The 18,172-nt window shown below is 62.5% G+C and carries 20 protein-coding genes; 15 read left to right on the plus strand and 5 right to left on the minus strand.

Annotated features, from left to right (window positions below; all coding sequences use genetic code 11):
* Positions 1-69: 69 nt before the first annotated feature.
* Positions 70-1,350 (plus strand): NRAMP family divalent metal transporter, encoded by a 1,281-nt coding sequence (locus IGS61_RS01510; RefSeq protein WP_230537829.1) that lies wholly within the window; start codon positions 70-72, stop codon positions 1,348-1,350.
* Positions 1,351-1,356: 6 nt separating this feature from the next.
* Here the strand turns inward: IGS61_RS01510 and IGS61_RS01515 are convergent, their stop codons facing one another.
* A complete protein-coding gene (locus IGS61_RS01515) occupies positions 1,357-2,148 on the minus strand; it encodes an SDR family NAD(P)-dependent oxidoreductase (protein ID WP_230537830.1) in 792 nt (263 codons plus the stop codon).
* 71 nt (positions 2,149-2,219) lie between these two features.
* Between IGS61_RS01515 and IGS61_RS01520 the strand changes: the two genes are divergently transcribed.
* The 7 genes from IGS61_RS01520 (at position 2,220) to IGS61_RS01550 (ending at position 7,157) form a co-directional block, all read left to right on the plus strand.
* Positions 2,220-2,612 carry a MerR family transcriptional regulator gene (locus tag IGS61_RS01520; protein WP_230537831.1) on the plus strand — a complete coding sequence of 131 codons (393 nt, stop codon included), beginning with the start codon at positions 2,220-2,222 and terminating at the stop codon, positions 2,610-2,612.
* Positions 2,613-2,615: 3 nt separating this feature from the next.
* Positions 2,616-3,266: an SMI1/KNR4 family protein gene (locus IGS61_RS01525; protein WP_230537832.1), complete on the plus strand. Its 651-nt coding sequence runs from the start codon at positions 2,616-2,618 to the stop codon at positions 3,264-3,266.
* A gap of 100 nt (positions 3,267-3,366) precedes the next feature.
* On the plus strand, positions 3,367-3,918 hold the full coding sequence (locus IGS61_RS01530) for a DUF4142 domain-containing protein (protein ID WP_230537839.1): 552 nt from the start codon (positions 3,367-3,369) through the stop codon (positions 3,916-3,918).
* Between the two features lie 113 nt (positions 3,919-4,031).
* Positions 4,032-4,418 (plus strand): hypothetical protein, encoded by a 387-nt coding sequence (locus IGS61_RS01535; RefSeq protein WP_230537841.1) that lies wholly within the window; start codon positions 4,032-4,034, stop codon positions 4,416-4,418.
* Positions 4,419-4,446: 28 nt separating this feature from the next.
* Complete coding sequence (locus IGS61_RS01540; RefSeq protein ID WP_230537843.1) at positions 4,447-4,863, plus strand: hypothetical protein; 417 nt, start codon at positions 4,447-4,449, stop codon at positions 4,861-4,863.
* Between the two features lie 227 nt (positions 4,864-5,090).
* Positions 5,091-5,546, plus strand: a complete 456-nt coding sequence (locus tag IGS61_RS01545; RefSeq protein WP_230537857.1) for a cache domain-containing protein — start codon at positions 5,091-5,093, stop codon at positions 5,544-5,546.
* A 60-nt stretch (positions 5,547-5,606) separates the two neighbouring features.
* Positions 5,607-7,157 (plus strand): methyl-accepting chemotaxis protein, encoded by a 1,551-nt coding sequence (locus IGS61_RS01550; protein WP_230537860.1) that lies wholly within the window; start codon positions 5,607-5,609, stop codon positions 7,155-7,157.
* On the opposite strand, the gene IGS61_RS01555 is transcribed toward IGS61_RS01550, so the two are convergent.
* The gene (locus IGS61_RS01555) at positions 7,154-8,236 is read right to left on the minus strand and encodes a hypothetical protein (RefSeq protein WP_230537862.1); all 1,083 of its coding nucleotides are present in this window, start codon (positions 8,234-8,236) and stop codon (positions 7,154-7,156) included. The two genes, IGS61_RS01550 and IGS61_RS01555, sit on opposite strands and share 4 nt — an antisense overlap.
* A 12-nt stretch (positions 8,237-8,248) precedes the next feature.
* Positions 8,249-8,680 (minus strand): Cd(II)/Pb(II)-responsive transcriptional regulator, encoded by a 432-nt coding sequence (gene cadR, locus IGS61_RS01560; protein WP_034787498.1) that lies wholly within the window; start codon positions 8,678-8,680, stop codon positions 8,249-8,251.
* A gap of 99 nt (positions 8,681-8,779) precedes the next feature.
* On the opposite strand from cadR, the gene IGS61_RS01565 reads away from it, so the two are divergent.
* The 3 genes from IGS61_RS01565 (at position 8,780) to IGS61_RS01575 (ending at position 13,660) form a co-directional block, all read left to right on the plus strand.
* Positions 8,780-11,053: a heavy metal translocating P-type ATPase gene (locus IGS61_RS01565; protein ID WP_230537863.1), complete on the plus strand. Its 2,274-nt coding sequence runs from the start codon at positions 8,780-8,782 to the stop codon at positions 11,051-11,053.
* 85 nt (positions 11,054-11,138) lie between these two features.
* Entirely contained in the window at positions 11,139-12,581 is a 1,443-nt protein-coding gene (locus IGS61_RS01570; RefSeq protein WP_230537870.1) for an alpha/beta fold hydrolase, read from the plus strand.
* Between the two features lie 29 nt (positions 12,582-12,610).
* Positions 12,611-13,660, plus strand: a complete 1,050-nt coding sequence (locus tag IGS61_RS01575) for an alpha/beta fold hydrolase (protein ID WP_230537877.1) — start codon at positions 12,611-12,613, stop codon at positions 13,658-13,660.
* 4 nt (positions 13,661-13,664) lie between these two features.
* Here IGS61_RS01575 and IGS61_RS01580 read toward each other — a convergent pair whose 3' ends face one another.
* On the minus strand, positions 13,665-15,143 hold the full coding sequence (locus IGS61_RS01580; RefSeq protein WP_329958036.1) for an MFS transporter: 1,479 nt from the start codon (positions 15,141-15,143) through the stop codon (positions 13,665-13,667).
* A 128-nt stretch (positions 15,144-15,271) separates the two neighbouring features.
* Complete coding sequence (locus IGS61_RS01585; protein ID WP_230537882.1) at positions 15,272-15,856, minus strand: GNAT family N-acetyltransferase; 585 nt, start codon at positions 15,854-15,856, stop codon at positions 15,272-15,274.
* Between the two features lie 97 nt (positions 15,857-15,953).
* Between IGS61_RS01585 and IGS61_RS01590 the strand changes: the two genes are divergently transcribed.
* From IGS61_RS01590 to IGS61_RS01605, 4 genes are all read left to right on the plus strand, one after another.
* Positions 15,954-16,835: a LysR family transcriptional regulator gene (locus tag IGS61_RS01590; protein ID WP_230537883.1), complete on the plus strand. Its 882-nt coding sequence runs from the start codon at positions 15,954-15,956 to the stop codon at positions 16,833-16,835.
* A 151-nt stretch (positions 16,836-16,986) separates the two neighbouring features.
* Positions 16,987-17,358 (plus strand): hypothetical protein, encoded by a 372-nt coding sequence (locus IGS61_RS01595; protein ID WP_230537885.1) that lies wholly within the window; start codon positions 16,987-16,989, stop codon positions 17,356-17,358.
* A gap of 103 nt (positions 17,359-17,461) precedes the next feature.
* A complete protein-coding gene (locus tag IGS61_RS01600) occupies positions 17,462-17,683 on the plus strand; it encodes a DUF6434 domain-containing protein (RefSeq protein ID WP_230537889.1) in 222 nt (73 codons plus the stop codon).
* Positions 17,684-17,716: 33 nt separating this feature from the next.
* Complete coding sequence (locus IGS61_RS01605) at positions 17,717-18,169, plus strand: hypothetical protein (RefSeq protein WP_230537891.1); 453 nt, start codon at positions 17,717-17,719, stop codon at positions 18,167-18,169.
* Positions 18,170-18,172: the final 3 nt, after the last annotated feature.

An 18,172-nucleotide genomic window follows, 5' to 3' on the forward strand; every position in this document is an offset into this window, starting at 1 on the left:
CGGGCGGTGCCCCTTCTGGCCGCCGCCCGCCTGTGATACGCTGCTCGCTCCATCACGCAGGAGCGACGCATGCAGACCGACAGCGGCCGGGCCGACCCATCCGACACCTGGCTGGGCAAGCTGGGCCCCGGCCTGATCACGGGCGCGGCCGATGACGATCCCAGCGGCATCGCCACGTATGCGCAGGCGGGCGCCCAGTTCGGCTTCGGCATGCTGTGGACGGTGTGCCTGACGTTTCCGCTAATGCTAGGCATCCAGGTCATCAGCGCCAAGATCGGCCGGGTCAGCGGCCATGGACTGGCGACGAATATCCGCCGCCACTATCCGAAATCCTTGCTGTACGCCATCGTCGGCTTGCTGCTGCTGGCCAATGTCATCAATATTGCCGCCGACGTGGCCGCCATGGGCGATGCCCTGACCCTGATCATCGGCGGCCCCACGCACCTGTACGCCGTCGGCTTTGGTTTACTGTCGCTATTGCTGCAAGTCTTCATTCCCTATCAACAATACGTGCGCATCCTGAAATGGCTGACCCTGGGCTTGCTGGCCTATGTGGCGACCGTGCTGACCGTGCACATACCCTGGAGCGAAGTGGCGCTGCGCACGGTCTGGCCGCAATTCGCCTGGTCGGCCGCCTCGGTCACCATGATCGTGGCCGTGTTCGGCACCACGATCAGTCCCTATTTATTCTTTTGGCAAGCCTCGCAGGAAGTGGAAGACTTGCAGGCCGATGCCAGCGCGCAGGCCTTGCGCCGCGCGCCGGAACAGGCGCCACGGCAATTCCAGCGCATCAAGATGGACACGGCCATCGGCATGGGTTTTTCCAATCTGGTGGCCTTCTTCATCATGCTGACGACGGCCGTGACCCTGGGCGCGCAAGGCATCACGCACATCGATACCTCCGCCCAGGCCGCTTCCGCCCTGCGCCCCATCGCGGGCGAGTTCGCCTTCGCCCTGTTCAGCCTGGGCATCATCGGCACGGGTTTGCTGGCCATTCCCGTGCTGGCCGGCTCGGCCGCCTACGCCATGGCGGGCGCCTTTCACTGGAAAAACAGCCTGGAACTGGCGCCCCGGGCCGCCAAGAAGTTCTACGCCATCATCATCGGCGCCACCATGCTGGGCGCCGCCCTGTGCTTTTCGCCGCTCGACCCCATCAAGGCCCTGTACTGGAGCGCCGTCATCAATGGCGTCATTTCCGTGCCCATCATGGTGCTGATGATGGTGATGGCGTCGCGCCCCGCCATCATGGGCACGCTCACCATTTCGCGCCGCCTGCGGGCGCTGGGCTGGCTGGCGACCAGCGTCATGGCGACGGCCGTGCTGGCCATGTTCGCCACGATGGCGTTTTGATGCGCATCAAGTCCGTGGCTTGAGCATGCCTTCCACGATGCCCAGCACGGTCTGGCGCGGCAGCAAGCGCGGCAGCCATGCCAGCAGGCGGTTGGGACGGCCCGCCACGTGGCTGCTGCGGCCACGGTCCAGCGCGCGCAGCGCTTCGTCGACGACGGCTTGCGGATCCATGCGCTTGCCCACGGCAGCTTCGGGCGCGGCCACCACGTCAAAGAAGGCCGTTTCCGTGGCGCCCGGGCACAGGGCCAGCACGCGCACGCCGCGGCTGCGGTTTTCCGCCCACAGCGCTTCCGAAAACGACAGCACGAAAGCCTTGCTGGCGCCGTAGACCGCCATGTAGGGATCGGGCTGCAGGGCCGCCGTGGACGCCACATTGATGATGGCGCCCCGCTTTTGCGCCAGCATGTGCGGCAAGGCGCAGTGCGTCAGTTCCATCAGGGCCGTGCAATTGACGGTCACTTCGGCCGCCTGTCGCGCGAGAGGGATGGTCTCGAACCTGCCATGCGTGGCAAAACCCGCATTATTGATCAGCACGTCGGGCGGCATGCCCAGCGCGCAGGCCTGCGCATGGGCGTTCTGGGCGGCACCAGGAAGGCTCAGGTCCGCCACCAGCGCGTGGGCGCGGATGCCGTGGCGCTTGGCAAGGTCGGCGGCCAGCGTCTCGAGCACGGCGCCGGAGCGGGCCAGCAGCAGCAAATGCGCGCCGCGCGCGGCCAGAGTTTCCGCAAAGACGCGGCCGATGCCGGACGAGGCGCCCGTGATCAGCACGGTCTGCTTGGTGTAGTCGTATGGGAGCATGGCAAAAGTGTCGTAGTTGAAAGTGTTTCTAATGTAAACTGTGGTCTTTAGTCTACGGTCAAGGGAAATCGATGCGCATCGGAGAAATCACCCGCCTGACGGGCGTCAGCAAGGACACGGTGCGCTTCTACGAGCGCCAGGGGCTGCTGGACGAAGCGCCGCAGCCGGGCATGACGAACAACTATAAAGAGTACTCGGCGCAGGCCCTGCGGCGGATCGAGCTGATCGGCCACGCCAAGGCCTTGGGCTTTACCTTGAAGGAAATCGCCGAAGTCATTGCTGTATGGCAGGAAAATGCGCTCGATGCGGCCACCAAGCGGGCCATGCTGGAAACGAAGATCGCGCAGATCGATGACAAGGCCCGCTCGATGGCCGTGCTGCGGGCCGGCCTCGTCGATGCACTGGCCAAGGTGGAGACGGGCTGCGACGATGGCGTGGCGGCCGCAAGAAAATTACAAGGATAATCGATGACCTATTACACGCAGTACCGCCACCTGGCGCTTGAGGGCGCCAAGCCTGCCCCCACGGCGCAGCAGATCGCCGCCATCGAAACCTTGCTGGAAGCACCGTTGCCGCCCGCCTTCCTGGCTTTCCTGCAAGCGGCCAACGGCGCCTGGTTCGACTACACCACGGATGTGCCGGACGGCAATGGCGGCGTGGAAAAAATGGGCTTCAATACCTTTTTCAGCGCCGACGAAGGCGATTTCTGCGATGAAACCTTGGTCGGCGAAATCCGCGCGGCGCGCCAGCATGCGGACATGCCCGTGAAAATCCTGCCCTTCGCCCGCGATGGCGGCAATTCCATGCTTTACCTGGACTTGACGGACGAAGGCGGCGGCCGCGTGCTGGCCTATGTGCAGGAGTTGCCGGACTGGACGGGCAAGCGCGCCCACGGCCTGATGGAACTGGCGCCCTCGTTCGACGCCTGGCTGGACAGCCTGTACATTGACCGCGACACGGTGCTCGATGAAATCGAACACAGCGTTTCGGAGCCATCGCACCTGGACGCGATGGCGGAATGGCTCGATATCGGCATGCCCGCCTGGCGCCGCGATGCGGGCATCGCCGCCTTGTTTGCCCTGAAACAAGTCGAACTGTGCGCTAACGAACAGGACTAGTCCTACTGGCAGCTTCGAAAGTGTCCTATGGGTGTGCGCGGGCTGCTGGCTTAACATTGTCCTCAGCTTGCATTAAAAACCATACCCGAAAGGAGTTCCCATGCGCATTTCGACCACCAGTTCCCGCGCGCCCTCGCTGAAAAGCGTCGCCATCGGCGCTGCCGTGGCGCTGCTGAGCGGCATCGCCATCAACAGCATCGCCGCCGCCGCGCCCGGTGCGTACGACAAGCAATTCCTCAGCAAGGCGGCCGACGCGGGCAGCACGGAAATTGCCGCCAGCAAAGTGGCGCAAAGTAAAAGCAGCAATGCGGAAGTGAAGAAATTCGCCGATGCCATGGTCACGGATCACACGAAAGTGGCGGACGAGCTGAAACAGCTGGCCAGCAGCAAGCAGATCGAGGTCAGCGACCAGCCCGGCAAGAAGCACCAGGCGCAGCTCGACAAGCTGGGCCGCCTGGAAGGCGCGCAGTTCGACAAGGAATATGCGGCCAGCATCGGGGTGGCGGCGCACAAGGAAGCCGTGAAGCTGTTCACGGACGCCAGCCAGAAGGCCAGCGATCCCGACATCAAGGCCTTTGCCGCGAAAACATTGCCAGCGTTGCAACATCATCTGGAAATGGCCAACGCGCTGCACGCGTCCCTGGCGAAATAGACGGCCATACCCGGCAATAAACGGATAAATGCTTGCCGTACGTGCTGTACGGCAAGTATTTCCGCACTTGACATACAATGCGGCAACTCAGTTTCTGGCTCCGCCATGACCACATGCAGCTACTCAAGAAAACCGGCCTGATCGCCGCCGCCCTCCTGTTCGCCATTTTGCTGGCAGCCTGGCTATTCATCAAGGTGAGCGCGGCGCGCAATGCCACCGTGTATGCCCAGGAATGGAATGACCAGGGCACGTGCGTGATCAAGACCTATGTGCCCCACTATGGCGACGGCGTGCCGCAGAACATCGTGCGCGCCCTCAGCACTTCCACCTTCTTCCGCGTCTATCACAAGGATGGCACCTTGCTGGAAAGCACCGAATGGGTGCTGGACATGCATGAAGACGGCATTCTCGACCATGCGCGCTGGGGCCAGAACCAGACCCGCGCCATCTACCCGACGGACATGGGCGACGAAGGCTGGACCTTGCCCGAATGCGCGTAAACATTTAGCAATCGAACGAAAGACTCCCATGCTGCGAGGCCCCTGGAGCGACGCTCCCTATCTTCCCACGCTCCACCATTTTCTCGGCCCTTTCGACGTGTATGACCGCGAAGAAACCATGGGTGTGGAGCTGGACACCTGGGACATGAACGACCCGGTCCAGCGCGCGGCCCTGATACGGCGCGACATCACCTCGCAATACAAGGAACTGAGCTACCGCCACCGCCACGCGCTGGTGGCCGTGCTGGCGCAGGCGCTGCAAGACCCCGCCTACGATTTCCAGGCCATCCTCGAGCACGACCCCGAAAGCACGCACGCCCTGCCCGCCATGTGGGATGAAATGGCCGATCCGCGCGCCTTTTTTGCCGATATCTACCGGCTGGTGCAGCAGGACTGGCGCGACGACCTGGCGCGCGCGGCGGCGGAAGACCAATCCACCTGGTAGCGCGGTGCGGATGCCACACTAGCGTATCGATAGCCCGTAGTGGCCTTTCCCCTATGAAAGATCCGTTTCGGCAACGTGCACGCGATGTTGCGAAAACGCCCCACTGAAAAAAAATTTGTTGCACCAGCGCATGCCCGCTGGCATCGCGCTACCATGAACCGTCGGCACTCCCCCACCGCGCCGGTTCCCCGCCGGCATCCCTTTGCCGCAATTTGAAGGAGACACTCATGCCCAAGTTCACCCCCGCCCTTTGCCTGGCCCTTATCGTTGCCGCCAGCACGGCCAGCGCTGCCGAAGGCGGCGCCACGCGCGCCGACGCCGAAGCCATGGTCAAGAAAGGCGTGTCCTACATCAAGAGCGCCGGCGACGCCAAGGCATATGGCGAGATCACGGCCAAGGCGCCGCAATTCATCCTGCACGACCTGTACCTGGTCGTGTATAAACTCGACGGCACGGTCGTCGCGCATGGCGCCAACCCGAAAATGGTGGGCAAGAACTTGATCGAACTCAAGGATATCGACGGCAAGGCCTTCGTCAAGGAAAGAGTCGACCTGGCCAAGAGCAAGGGCACGTTCTGGCAGGAATACAAATTCACGAATCCGGAAAACAAGAAGATCGAACCGAAGGCCATGTACTGCGAAAAACTGGCCGACACCGTCGTCTGCGGCGGCATTTACCTGTAGCCAGCCGCCGCGCCGCCAGCGCCGGGATGGTTTTCCGCTCTCTTGACGATATGGGTTCCGATGAAAATCGCACAGAAGATGTTGATCGTCCCGGTGGTTGCGCTGGCTTGCCTGCTGGCCATGGGGGCCTTGTCCTACTTCGCCATGCAGCAAAACGAAAGCCGCATGCGCGACCTGAAAGACGTCACCCTGACGGCCGAGCGGCTTGCCAACCAACAAGCTATTGCCCTGGGCCAGGTGCATGCCGATGCGTTTGCAAAGATCGCCATCGCCGCCAGCCTGTCGGACGAACAGTTCAAGCAATTCGGCACGCAAACGGATGGCCAGCTCAATGCCATTGCGCAAGGATTGAAGGAACTGCAGAAATTCTCGGGCGCCGCCACGGAAGCGGCCCAGGCCCTGCCAGGCCTTGAGCGCTACCGCGCCAGCGTGGCGCAGGCGCTGGACCTGGCGTCGATGGACCCGAATACGGGCGTGGCGGCGATGCAAAATGCCGCCACGCACTACCAGCAAGTGCGGGGCCAGCTGCGCCAGGTGCTGCAGAATCTCGACCACCGCACCGTCGACGCGCTGCAGGAGACAAAAAATGCGGGCCAGCGCGCGGGCTGGCTGTCGCTGGGCACCATGGCCATCGGCTTTGCCTTGCTGGCCCTGATCGCCACCTGGGTGGCCCGTTCCGTCGTGCGCCCCATCGATGAAGCCTGCCGCGCTGCCGAGTCGCTGGCCGCCGGCGACCTGACCATGCGCATCGAGGCGCAGGGCAACGACGAGGTGGGCAAGCTGTCGCGCGCCCTGGCCACCGTGCTGAAAAACTGGAACACCTTATTGGGCGACATACGCCAGGCCGGCTCCACCATCACGGTGGAAGCGAGCGAAATCGCGCTCGGCAATGCGGACTTGTCGGCCCGCACCGAGTCGCAAGCCCATTCCTTGCAGGAAACAGCCTCATCCATGCATGCCCTGACCGATACCGTGAAGGAAAACGCCAGCCATGCGCACCAGGCCAACCAGATGGTGCTGTCGACCTCGAACGTGGCGCTGGAAGGCGGGCGCGTCGTGGGCCAGGTGGTCGAGACGATGGGCTCGATCAAGGCCAGCTCCGGGCGCATCGTCGACATCATCGCCGTCATCGACGGCATCGCGTTTCAGACGAATATCCTCGCCCTGAACGCGGCCGTGGAGGCGGCGCGCGCGGGCGAACAGGGACGCGGCTTTGCCGTCGTCGCCACGGAAGTGCGGGGCCTGGCGCAGCGCTCGGCCACGGCGGCGCGCGAAATCAAGCAACTGATCGAGGATTCCGTTGCCAGGATAGAAACAGGCAGCGAGCTGGCCGACAGCGCCGGGCGCACCATGGGAGATATTGTCGCCTCCGTGCAGCAGGTGACGGAAATCATGAACGACATCACGGCGGCCAGCCAGCGCCAGAGCAAGGGCATCGAGGAAGTCAACAATGCCATCACGGAAATGGATGAATTGACCCAGCGCAATGCCGCCCTCGTCGAGCAATCGGCGGCCGCCGCGCAAAGCATGCAGGACCAGGCGCATGATCTATTGCGCGTGGTCGACGCCTTCCGCCTGGGCGACGGTGGCCCGCCGCTGCTGCCGCGTTAGCGCCGGTGCGGCATGGCGGCCCGGGAACAGGCTTGCATGGCCTTGCCTGTCTCGACCAGCGCGGGGTCGGTTTCCCGCCGCAAAACATTGCCCATGCGGAATTGTTGATGGTAATCACCGAGTTGCGCGGAATACAGGAAAACCTGATCCCGCCTGCGCCAGACGGCACTGTAGTTGCTGCCGGGAGCGACCGGCATGGCGCCGATGAAATAACTGTACAGGCCGCTAATCTTCTTCTTGTGCAGCCATTCCATCAATTGCACGATGCGGTACTGTTCCAGTAGGCTCAGTTCGCTGACATTGGCGCCGGACAAGGCGTAATACAGTTCCAGACGGGCCATCCAGTTGCCCTTTTCGCCTGCCGCCACCAGCGCATCCCAGGCGGGGCCGGTGCGTACCTTGCCCACTTCATCAGGCGATCCCAGCCAGGCCTCGACGGCTGCCTGGTCCGGCACGGGGCCATAGAAGGCCGGCGCGCGGCAGACGAACTGGCGCGCGTCGGGCCCGTCCTGCGGCACTTCGTCGGCGATGTACCTGGAGATCTTGTCGCCGATGCCCAGCAGGCGCTTGCCATAGCCTTCCAGGGTCCAGCTCGAAGGCAAGCGGCCCAGCCAGGCCAGTGCATCGTCGTTGGCCTGGGCTTCCACCGCATAGGCGGCGATTCTGGCCTGCATTTTCAATTCTTTCTGCTGTTCCGCCAGCTTGAGCGCCTCTTGCTCCTCGTCATAGCGGCTGGTGGTCTTGGCCAGCTTGACGCAGTCCAGGAAAGCCTCGGGCGAGCCCTGCCAGCACCGGGCCGGCACCTTCAGCTGCCAGCGCATGCTGACGGTTTTCAAGATATAGTTTTCTTCGCCCTCTTCCCCTTTGAGATAGGCGCGGCCGTCCGCCTTGGTCACGCCTTTCGTCAGTTGCTTGCCGCCCACCGTGCTCCAGGTATAGGGATCATCGTCTTGCGGCACGCCGGGTGCGGCGTACAGGGTCAGGTAATGGCCGGCGGCGGCAGGAACATCGGCCGCATGGCAAAGCGGCGACAGCAGGGATAAAGTCAGTAAAGTTTTTTTAGGTAACAGTTTCAGCATGCAGCAATCGGTTCAATGAAGTTCGGTATGGCAGGCGCAGTCGTGGCCGCTGGCCGCCTCGGACAGGTTTTGCAAAATCGCGCAGTCTTGCGACGGCTGGGGCTGGTCGCACTGGTGGCGCAGGGTCACCAGTTGCTGCTGCAGGGTTTGCAAATTCGCCATCTGCTCGGCGATGCGCAGGATATGGTGGTCGAGTAATTCGTTGACGCTCTGGCAGCCTTCGGCGGGATTGTTCTTAAATTCCAGCAAGGCGCGGATATCGGTCAAGCCGATCTGCAAGGAGCGGCAATGGCGGATGAATTGCAGCCGTTCCTGGTGTTCTTCGCGGTATTCGCGGTAGCCGGCGCTGTTGCGCCCCGGTTCCTGCAGCAAGCCCGCCTTTTCATAGTAACGCACGGTTTCCACGTCACAATCTGTCCGTTTGGCCAGTTCTCCGATACGCATGGCATCCCCTTTTCATTCTTTCTTGCAAATTCCGCTTGACCCTGTAGCGGCTACAGGGTTTCTAATGGAAGCATACACGAAACCGGAAGGACGAATGCGATGCCGCACGATAGCCACGATCATACCCACGAGCACGACCATAAGCATGAGCATGCACCTGCACCCAAGGCGGCCAGCTGCTGTTCCAGCCAGCATGCGTGCTCGTCCACGCCTGCGGCCGCGCCAGCCCTGCCCAGCGCTCCCATCGCGGGCGCCAACACGGCCAAATACCGTATCGCCAACATGGATTGCCCCACGGAAGAACGCTTGATCCGCAACAAGCTGGCCAATATGGCGGGCGTCGTGGGCCTCGATTTCAACCTGATGAACCGCGTGCTCGACGTGCATCACACCCTGGCCTCGCTGGCCACGGTGGAAGCGGCCCTGCACGGCATCGGCATGCAGGCGATTCCCATGGAAGCGGACGCTGCCGTCGCGCGCGACCCGAACGAAGGCAATCTGTCCGGCATGCAAAAGGGCTTGCTGGTGGTCTCCGGCCTGGCTGCCGCCGGCGCCGAGGCGCTGGCGTGGACCACGCACGCAGACAGTTCGCCCCTCGTCATCGCCCTGGCCCTGCTGTCGATCGCCACGGGCGGCTGGCCGACCCTGAAAAAGGGCTGGATCGCGCTGAAAACGTTCACCCTGAACATCAATTTCCTGATGAGCCTGGCGGTCTTCGGCGCCATCGCCATCGGCCAGTGGCCGGAAGCGGCCATGGTCATCTTCCTGTTCGCCATCGCCGAGTTGATCGAAGGCTTGTCGCTGAACCGCGCGCGCAATGCCGTGCAAAGCCTGATGCAGCTGGCGCCCGACACGGCGACCGTTGCCGACGCCAGCGGCGCCTGGAGCCAGGTGAACGTCGCCACGGTGGCCATCGGCACGGTGATGCGCGTCAAGCCGGGCGAGCGCATCGCCCTCGACGGCATCGTGCAAAGCGGCGAGTCGTCCGTCAACCAGGCGCCGATCACCGGTGAAAGCATGCCGGTGGACAAGGCCGTGGGCGACGTCGTGTATGCGGGTACCATCAATGAACGGGGCTTGCTCGACGTCACCGTGACGGCCAACAGCGGCAACAGCACCCTGGCGAAGATCGTCAAGGTGATCGAGGAAACGCAGGGCAAACAGGCGCCCACGCAGCGCTTTGTCGACAATTTCGCCCGCTACTACACGCCCGCCGTGGTCGTGTTCGCCATCCTCGTGGCCGTGCTGCCGCCTTTGCTGCTGGGCCAGCCCTTCATGGCCTGGATCTACAAGGCCTTGGTCATGCTGGTGATCGCCTGTCCGTGCGCGCTCGTCATTTCCACGCCCGTCACGGTCGTCAGCGGCCTGACGGCGGCCGCGCGGCGCGGCATTTTAGTGAAAGGCGGGCAATTCCTGGAAACAGGTTATCGGATCAAGGCCATCGCCGTCGACAAGACGGGCACCTTGACCATGGGCAAGCCTGCCGTCACGGACGTGGTGGCCCTGGAAGGCAGCGACCGCGACGCCATCCTGCTGCTGGCCGCCAGCCTGGACGCCAATTCGGCCCATCCGCTGGCCGCCGCCATCGTCAAGGCGGGTCCGCCCGCCGGCAGCCACTTGCCCGTCACCCAGTTTGCCGCCCTGCATGGACGCGGCGTGCAAGGCAATATCGATGGCCAGACATATTACTTGGGCAATGCGCGCCTGATGACGGAATTGAAGCTCTTGACGCCGGCACTGCAAGCGATTTTGGCGCGGCTCGAACAGCAAGCGTACACGGCCATGGTGCTGGCCAACCCGGCCGGAGCGCTGGGCGTGATCGCCGTGGCCGACGTGCTGCGTCCGACGGCAGCGTCCGCCATTGCCCGCCTGAATGCGCTGGGCGTGACCACCGTGATGTTGACGGGAGACAATTTGCTGACGGCGCAGCGCATCGGCGATGAAGTCGGTGTCAGCCTGGTCAAGGCGGAATTGCTGCCAGAAAACAAGCTCGATGAAATCAAGGCCTTGCAGCAGCAGTTCGGCGTGGTCGCCATGCTGGGCGACGGCGTCAACGACGCCCCGGCGCTGGCGCAGGCCGACATCGGCTTTGCCATGGGCGCGGCCGGCAGCGACACGGCCATCGAAACGGCGGACGTGGCCCTGATGGACGATGAACTGGGGAAAATGCCTGAATTCATCAGCCTGAGCCAGCGCACGCGCAGCATCCTCGTGCAAAACATCAGCTTTGCCATCGGCATCAAGGCCGTGTTCTTTGGCCTGGCCCTGGCCGGCACGGCGACCTTGTGGATGGCCGTGTTCGCCGACGTGGGCGCCAGCCTGCTGGTGGTGGCGAATGGACTGCGCTTGTTGCGTGGCAGCAAGAGCAACTAAATCCTGTCAGAAATATTTCCATCTGGACAATTGCTATAAAAAACGCTACTTTGGCGGCTGATCTCCACCTTCGCCAAAGTAGCCGATGACCTTACTGCCCCGCCTGACCCTGCTGGCCACGCTGCTGGCAGGAGCTTCGCTGCACGCCGAACCGATGTTTTTCACGCCCTGCTCCGATACGGCCATGCCCGGCAGCCTGTGCTCGGGCTTGAACGTGCCTGGCAGCTACGATGCCCAGGGCCGCGCCGTCGGCGAGGCGGATGCCATGCACGTCTTCGTGCGCAAGTTTGCCGCCGATGTGCCTGCCGGCAAGCCCGCCAAGGGCACGCTGTGGCTGGTGGCGGGCGGCCCCGGCGAATCGGGCGCCTCGTTCTACAGCCTGCTGCCCACCCTGCGCCGCAGTTTTCCCGGCTTTGAATTCCTGATTCCCGACCACCGCGGCACGGGCCATTCGTCGCGCCTGTGCAAGGTGGAAGAGTCGGAACAAAGCCCAGCCGGCCGCGCGCTGCTAGGTGCCGAATGGGCCAGCTGCTTCAAGGGCATCAATCTGATGCCCGAGTACGCGGCGCAATTTTCCATCACCACGGCCGCGCGCGACTTGAAAGCCTTGATCGAGGGGGAACGGAGCAAGCACAAGCAGCCGCCCGTGTATGTATACAGTGTGTCGTATGGTACGCAGCTGGTCTTGCGCACCTTGCAGCTGGGGCCGCTGCCCGTCCAGGGCGTCATTTTTGATTCGCTGGTGCCGCCGCAAGCGGATGCGCGCTGGGACTTGAGCCAGCGCTCGCACGTGGTCAACCAGGTCGGCATGCAGGTGCTGGCCCGCTGCGATGCGGATGCGGCTTGCCATGCGGCATTGGGCGAGCCGGCCGAAGCCTTGTACCGCCGCGTGCTGGACAAGACGCAAGCCGATCCCGCCCTGCTGGCGCAGATTCCCGGCAAGAGCCTGAAAAACTTCCTCGGCGGCATGCTCGACGTGCCGGCCGCCCGCGCCCGCATCCCGTATCTGCTGCGCGACCTGGACCAGGGCAAGGATGGGGAGCTGGCGTCCGTGCGCGCCACCCTGACGCAGGCGGCGGCCGGCCTGGGCAGCTATCCCCAGTCGCCGCTGTCGATTCCGCTGGTCAGCATCATCAGCAATTCGGAAAACAATCTGCAGCCGTCCTTGCGCCCGAACTGGACGGCCGCCGACCTCGACCGTGAAGAGGCGGACTTGCTGTTGACCAGTCCCCTGCCCCGCATCCTGCTGGGCGGCGGCTTGCCCACCTACCCGCGCGATGCCTATTTCGGCGCCCTGCCGGCGAAAGTGCCGCCAACTTTGGTGCTGCAGGGAACGCTGGACCCGAAGACGCCATACGCGGGTGCGCAGGCGCAAGTGCAGGCCTTGACGCAGCGCAAGGCGGGCAAGGTGTCGCTGTCCACCGTGCACAACGCCCCGCATTTCATCCTGTGGACGGCGCCCGCCTGTTTCGAACAAGCCAGCGCCCGCTTTATTGCCGGCAAGCAGGCACAGGATTGCACGCTGTAGTTCCCCCACACTATATAGAAGAGGACGATATGCGCATCACAGGCCTGGCATTGCTGTTGTTAACTTGTATCGGCACGGCGCAGGCGGCGCCCGCCTCGCCGTCCATCTGCGCCTCGCCTGCGCAAGCCGTGCGCGAACAGGGCTATGTGCCCATCAATGGCATCGGGCAATGGATCACCGTCACGGGCGCCGCCTGCGGCAATCCCGTGATCCTCTTCATCCATGGCGGCCCCGGCAATGCCTTGAGTCCGTTTGCGGACGCCATCTATGCGGGCTGGCAACAGAATTACACGCTGGTGCAGTGGGACCAGCGCGGCGCGGGCATGACGTATGCGAAACAGCGGCCAACGGACGATGTGCCCTTGACGGTGGAACAGATGCGCGACGACGGCATCGCCGTGGCCCGCTATCTGCAGCAGCACCTGGGCAAGGATAAAGTCATTTTGATGGGCAGTTCCTGGGGATCGATCCTGGGCGTGCACATGGCCAAGGCGCAGCCGGACCTGTTCCACGCGTACATCGGCACGGCGCAAGTGGTCAATGCGCGCGACAACGAGAGCGGCATGTACCGGGAAGTGCTTGCGCTGGCGCAAGCAGCCGGCGATAGCGCCACGGTGAATAAACTGACGGCGCTCGGTGCGCCGCCATGGACCGATCCGCGCAACTTCGGCATCCTGCGCCGCTTCGACCGCAAATATGAGGGATTGGCAACGGATGCGCCGCCGAAGCACTGGTGGCAGCCGGCGCCGTTCTATGCCACGCCGCAAGCGCTGGCCGATGCCGAGGCGGCCGATGATTACTCGTACATCCAGTTCATCGGCATGCGCGGCGACGGCATGTTTGCCAAGGTCGACCTGCCCGCGCTGGGCACGCACTTCGACTTGCCCGTGTTCTTCATCATGGGCGAAGCGGATCTGCTGACTTCGCCCGCCATTGCGCGCACCTACTTCGACAGCATCACGGCGCCGGCCAAGGGTTTTACGGTGGTAAAACGCGCCGGGCACGATCCCAACCAGGCCGTGCTGGACGCCCAATGGACGGTCTTGCGCGGCCAGGTGGCGCCGCTGCTCAGTCGTTGAGCACTTAAACCGCGCGGCGTGCCCGCAGATGCAGGTGGCGGATGGTGGCAGCAGCGGCCATCAGGATGGCGGAAGCCGTGGCCAGCACGACAATAAATGCCTTGTCGAAGGCCGAGCGGGCCAGTTCCGACACTTGCAAGCGCAGTTCGGCCGGCAATTGCTCGGCGGCCAGCAGCGCCGCGTCGAGGGTGTCATGGGCGTTCGGCAACAGGCCCGCGCTTTCCGGGATCACCAGGGTGGCGCTGTAGACGGCCGACATGATGGTGCCCAGCACCGTCACGCCGATCACGGCGCCCAGCTCGTATGACACTTCCTCGATCGAGGCAGCCATGCCGGCTTGCTGGGGAGCAACGTTGAGCATCACGGCGCTCGATGCGGCCGTCATGACGGCGCCCAGGCCCAGGCCCAGGATCACCAGGCTGGCCACTTGCGCCGAGACGGCGGCGTCATGCAGCAGCAGATACGACGCCATGCCGATGCCGGACAGCAGCAGCGAACCCCACAGGACCTTGGCCTTGTCGGCGCGCGGCAGCATGAAACCCGTCAGCGGACCGGCAAACACGGACGCCAGCGGCAGCGGCAACAGCAGCAAGCCCGCTTCCAGCGGCGACAATTCCCGCACCAGTTGCATGTGCTGGCTCAGCGCCAGTTCCATGCCGATCAGGGCGGCGGACGCTACCATGGCGGCGGCCACGGCGCTGGAAAACGGCAGTTCGCGGAACAGGGCGAAGTCGATCAGCGGCCTGGCTTGCCGCTTCTGGCGGCGCACAAATTTGAGCATGAAGAAGGCGCCCACGGCGAAAGCAAAGGCGGCCAGCGCATACGACGGCTGCGGCTTGCCCAGCTCCTTGATCGCATACACGCCGCCAAGCAGACCCATCATGATTTGCAGCGAGCCCTTCAAGTCCCACGGCTTGTCGCGGTTACCGGCCCGTTTCGGCAGGACGACGGCGGCCAGCACCAGGGTCAGCAGCACGATGGGCACGTTGATCAGGAAGACGGAACCCCACCAGTAATGTTCCATCAGGAAACCACCGAGCACGGGGCCGAACGCGGCGCCGCCGGAGGCAATCGCCGCCCACACGCCGATGGCGAACGAGCGCTCGCGGTTATCGGTAAACGTCAGGCGGATGATGGACAAGGTGGCCGGCATCATCAAGGCGGCGCCGACGGCCAGCAGCACGCGGGCAAAGATCAGCCATTCCGCGGCAGGCGAAAACGCGGCGCACAGCGAGGCGACGCCGAACACGGCCAGGCCGGCAAGGAAAACGGGTTTGTGGCTCAAACGGTCACCGAGGGTGCCGAGGCCGGGCAACAGACCGGAGACGACCAGCGCGTAGACGTTGATGATCCACAGTTTTTGCGAGGAAGTGGCCTGCAAGTCGCGCGTCAGCGCGGGCAAGGCGGTGTAGAGCACGGTCATGTCGACCACGATCAGGAACAGGGCGCTGGAGACGATGGCCAGCGTCAGCCATTTTTTCATTGGATGCATAAACAACTCATGTATTTTAGTGTAACTTTTAACAACTATCGGTTTGGATAAATTTGGTGCTGCGCAAATATTTACGTTCCAGGCTGCCACGGGCCTGGGCTTGTCGGGGGCGGCGGGCGTCAGCCACGGTCGCCATCCTTGTCATCCACGGCGGCATTCGCTGTAGTTGCGTCGAGTTCGCGCAGCATGACGACGGACACTTGCTTGAAGCCGCGGCCCTGGAAGAATTGTTGCGCCGTCAGGTTATGCGCGCCGCATTCGAGGAACAAACGGGCGATGCCGTGGCTGCGCAGCTCATCGGCCACCCACTCCACCAGCAAGCTGCCGATGCCGCTGCCGCGCACGGAAGGCAGCAAGACCAGGTCGTCCAGCGCGGCGAACGATTTCGAGGCGCGCTGGCGCGTATCGATGGAAACCAAAGCCATGCCGACGATGGCGTCGCCTGCGGTGGCGACGGCCAGCAGGGTCGAATCGCCATGCGTCCAGTCGTGCGACAGGGCGGCGCGGATTTCGCCGCGTATGACTTCAGGCAAGTCCGCGCGCCAGTTGCCGGGCGCGTCGGCGCGTTCGCCCTGCAGTTCCGAATGGGAGATATAGTCGGCGCTGACGTTATCAAGGTAGAGCTTGCACAGCGCATCTTCGGCGCTGGCGTCGTGACACCAGCTGAAGCTGATGGCGGGGGTATGGACTTGGGCGTTTTTCATGGCGGATCTCGTGTTATTGAATTAGTAAAAGCATTTTATGTCGCCCCTGAATGGCATTCAAGTTAAAATCCATCTGTAAAACAGATAGGTGGATGCCATGCAATGGACTTTGGAACAAATGCGTTACTTTGAAGCGGCTGTCGCGGCCGGTTCTTTCTCGGGCGCGGCGCGCCGGCTGGGCCGCGCGCAATCGGTGGTCAGCACCTCGATCGGCTTGCTGGAGGCGGAATTCGGCGTGGAACTGTTCGACCGCTCGCGCCGCAGTGCCGTGCTGACGGAAGCGGGCAAGGTAATGCATCTGGAAGCGTGCGAACTGCTGCGCCAGGCCGAGCGCTTGCAGCTGCGCGCCCAGCTGCTGAGCGAGGCGCCCGAAGCCCAGCTGACCCTGGCGCTGGACGAAGCCCTGCCCTACCTGGCCATCGGCACTTTGGTAAAAGAGCTGGCGGCGCGCTATCCGGCGCTGGAACTGGTGATGCTCAACGCCACGGCGTCCGAAGTGGCGCAATACGTGGAGCAGCAGCAAGCCGACGTGGCTTTTCATTTTGACCGCGGGACGATTTCTCCCGTGCTGGAACAGCAGCACATCGGCAGCGTGGCGCAAGGCGTGTTCGTGGCCAAAGGCCATCCGATGGCGCACGGCCAGGAAGTGAGCCGCAACGAGCTGACCCGCTACCGCCAGCTGATCATGGATTCCGAGCTGAACCGCGAACACGCGTTCAGCCCCGCCGTCTGGTTCTCCGACAGTTTTTACAGCATCGCGGAAATGGTCGCCGACGAGCTGGGCTGGGCGATTCTGCCCCTGAACATCGCCAATTACGACAATTACAAGGGGTATTTGCAGGAAGTGCCCTGCCCTGCGCTGGCTTTATCCAGGCTGCCGGTGCGGCGGCTGTCGATACATGGGAAAAAGCTCAGCGAGACGAGTTTGTGGTTGACGAACAGGCTGGCGGAGTTGCTGGCGGATGGGCCGCGGGGGTGATTAGTGGCCATGGCGGAGCTTGACGACGCCGGCGGCGAAAGCTCGACCAAGATGCTGGCATGGAAAGTCGGCGCCAGCCTTTGAATTGTAGAACTTCATTCGAACGATTGATATCTCATTTAAAATCAAATTACCAGCAAGGCATGAAATCATGAAGATAAGCTGCGACTATGCAAGAGAAGTTGAAATTGCGGTGGAATTTCCAATGTCAATACTATGCGAATATAATGGCCATGACAATTTAGATGTGACGCTCGATGACAATATAATATATCTGATTAATGAGGCCTTGAGAAAATCCGGAGTATATGTAAAAAACACAGCAATGAAGACATATTATTCCGAGAAAAATGAAGAAATTCTAAGTTATCAACTGACATTGATCGTTCGGCCACCAGGATTTGACTTGTATTGCATTGTGAATGACTTGACTCAGGAGAATTTTCATCAAGGATTATGTATTAAACTACAATCTCAGCATCATGGTTTTAGAATAGTATATGCGGAATCTGCAGTCGGATGAGGCTGAACTGAGCATTGATGTATTTCCAAGGCCTGAGTTCAAGAGCAAGCTCACCTGCAGGTCGTTCTCTACCCAGGCTTCATATGTCAGGAAGGATTGCAGCATGGATTTCGATTGGCATGGCAGTACCATCACCCGGCACACGGTCATTGACGCCAACTACAGGAACACCCAAAACGTCAGGCGCTTCCTGCTTGCCCAGTGCGGGCCAAAGTTCAAGCTTGACCGTGAATTCATGGCCTGGATCGGCGATGGCGCCGTCAAAAACATGGGCGATGTCGCGGATGAATGGATGCGCCGACATAATCAAGCCGGTGATGCGTAAATAAAAAATATTGATAAGCACTGAAAGCGTTACATGATGCACTCAACCGTCGTAAGCAGCTGGCTCGCCATGGCAAAAGACGATCCCGTGGAAATTGATCCCGACGATATCAATTACGAAGCCCGAACCAATATGTGGAGCTTTTCGCCCACGGACGAGGAAACGCCGCAGATTCATGCGGCCGATATCGTTGCCTTCATCGGCCAGGTGATCGCGGCCCGCCGCAGCGCGCTCCAGGGCGACGACATGCTGTTCTATTGCTGGCACGATGCGCAATGCCGCCAGTTGCGGTTCAGCCTGGTGTCGCGCTCGCATGGCCGGCTGCCGTTTCGTTGCGCGCTGCAGGAAACGCAGGATTTATCTCTGATCGCCGAACGCGTGGTGAACGGGGACTGGCGCAACGAGCACTATATGCAGGCCCCGTCGGAGGACGGCGATGAGCAAGTGCCGTTCATCTTGCCCGTGTTCGTGGTGCCAGTGCCGTAGGAA

The organism is Janthinobacterium sp. FW305-129 (genome assembly GCF_020858115.1).
GTDB lineage: Bacteria > Pseudomonadota > Gammaproteobacteria > Burkholderiales > Burkholderiaceae_D > Janthinobacterium.

Bases quoted from the DNA above. Each gene is read 5' to 3' on its own strand.
- IGS61_RS01545 (WP_230537857.1), top strand. From the start codon at position 5,091: ATGCCCAAGTTCACCCCCGCCCTTTGCCTGGCCCTTATCGTTGCCGCC.
- IGS61_RS01595 (WP_230537885.1), top strand. From the start codon at position 16,987: ATGAAGATAAGCTGCGACTATGCAAGAGAAGTTGAAATTGCGGTGGAA.
- IGS61_RS01530 (WP_230537839.1), top strand. From the start codon at position 3,367: ATGCGCATTTCGACCACCAGTTCCCGCGCGCCCTCGCTGAAAAGCGTC.
- IGS61_RS01555 (WP_230537862.1), bottom strand. From the start codon at position 8,236: ATGCTGAAACTGTTACCTAAAAAAACTTTACTGACTTTATCCCTGCTG.
- IGS61_RS01575 (WP_230537877.1), top strand. From the start codon at position 12,611: ATGCGCATCACAGGCCTGGCATTGCTGTTGTTAACTTGTATCGGCACG.
- cadR (WP_034787498.1), bottom strand. From the start codon at position 8,680: ATGCGTATCGGAGAACTGGCCAAACGGACAGATTGTGACGTGGAAACC.
- IGS61_RS01565 (WP_230537863.1), top strand. From the start codon at position 8,780: ATGCCGCACGATAGCCACGATCATACCCACGAGCACGACCATAAGCAT.
- IGS61_RS01520 (WP_230537831.1), top strand. From the start codon at position 2,220: ATGCGCATCGGAGAAATCACCCGCCTGACGGGCGTCAGCAAGGACACG.
- IGS61_RS01535 (WP_230537841.1), top strand. From the start codon at position 4,032: ATGCAGCTACTCAAGAAAACCGGCCTGATCGCCGCCGCCCTCCTGTTC.
- IGS61_RS01585 (WP_230537882.1), bottom strand. From the start codon at position 15,856: ATGAAAAACGCCCAAGTCCATACCCCCGCCATCAGCTTCAGCTGGTGT.
- IGS61_RS01600 (WP_230537889.1), top strand. From the start codon at position 17,462: ATGGATTTCGATTGGCATGGCAGTACCATCACCCGGCACACGGTCATT.
- IGS61_RS01550 (WP_230537860.1), top strand. From the start codon at position 5,607: ATGAAAATCGCACAGAAGATGTTGATCGTCCCGGTGGTTGCGCTGGCT.
- IGS61_RS01580 (WP_329958036.1), bottom strand. From the start codon at position 15,143: ATGAAAAAATGGCTGACGCTGGCCATCGTCTCCAGCGCCCTGTTCCTG.
- IGS61_RS01570 (WP_230537870.1), top strand. From the start codon at position 11,139: ATGACCTTACTGCCCCGCCTGACCCTGCTGGCCACGCTGCTGGCAGGA.
- IGS61_RS01540 (WP_230537843.1), top strand. From the start codon at position 4,447: ATGCTGCGAGGCCCCTGGAGCGACGCTCCCTATCTTCCCACGCTCCAC.
- IGS61_RS01525 (WP_230537832.1), top strand. From the start codon at position 2,616: ATGACCTATTACACGCAGTACCGCCACCTGGCGCTTGAGGGCGCCAAG.
- IGS61_RS01510 (WP_230537829.1), top strand. From the start codon at position 70: ATGCAGACCGACAGCGGCCGGGCCGACCCATCCGACACCTGGCTGGGC.
- IGS61_RS01590 (WP_230537883.1), top strand. From the start codon at position 15,954: ATGCAATGGACTTTGGAACAAATGCGTTACTTTGAAGCGGCTGTCGCG.
- IGS61_RS01605 (WP_230537891.1), top strand. From the start codon at position 17,717: ATGATGCACTCAACCGTCGTAAGCAGCTGGCTCGCCATGGCAAAAGAC.
- IGS61_RS01515 (WP_230537830.1), bottom strand. From the start codon at position 2,148: ATGCTCCCATACGACTACACCAAGCAGACCGTGCTGATCACGGGCGCC.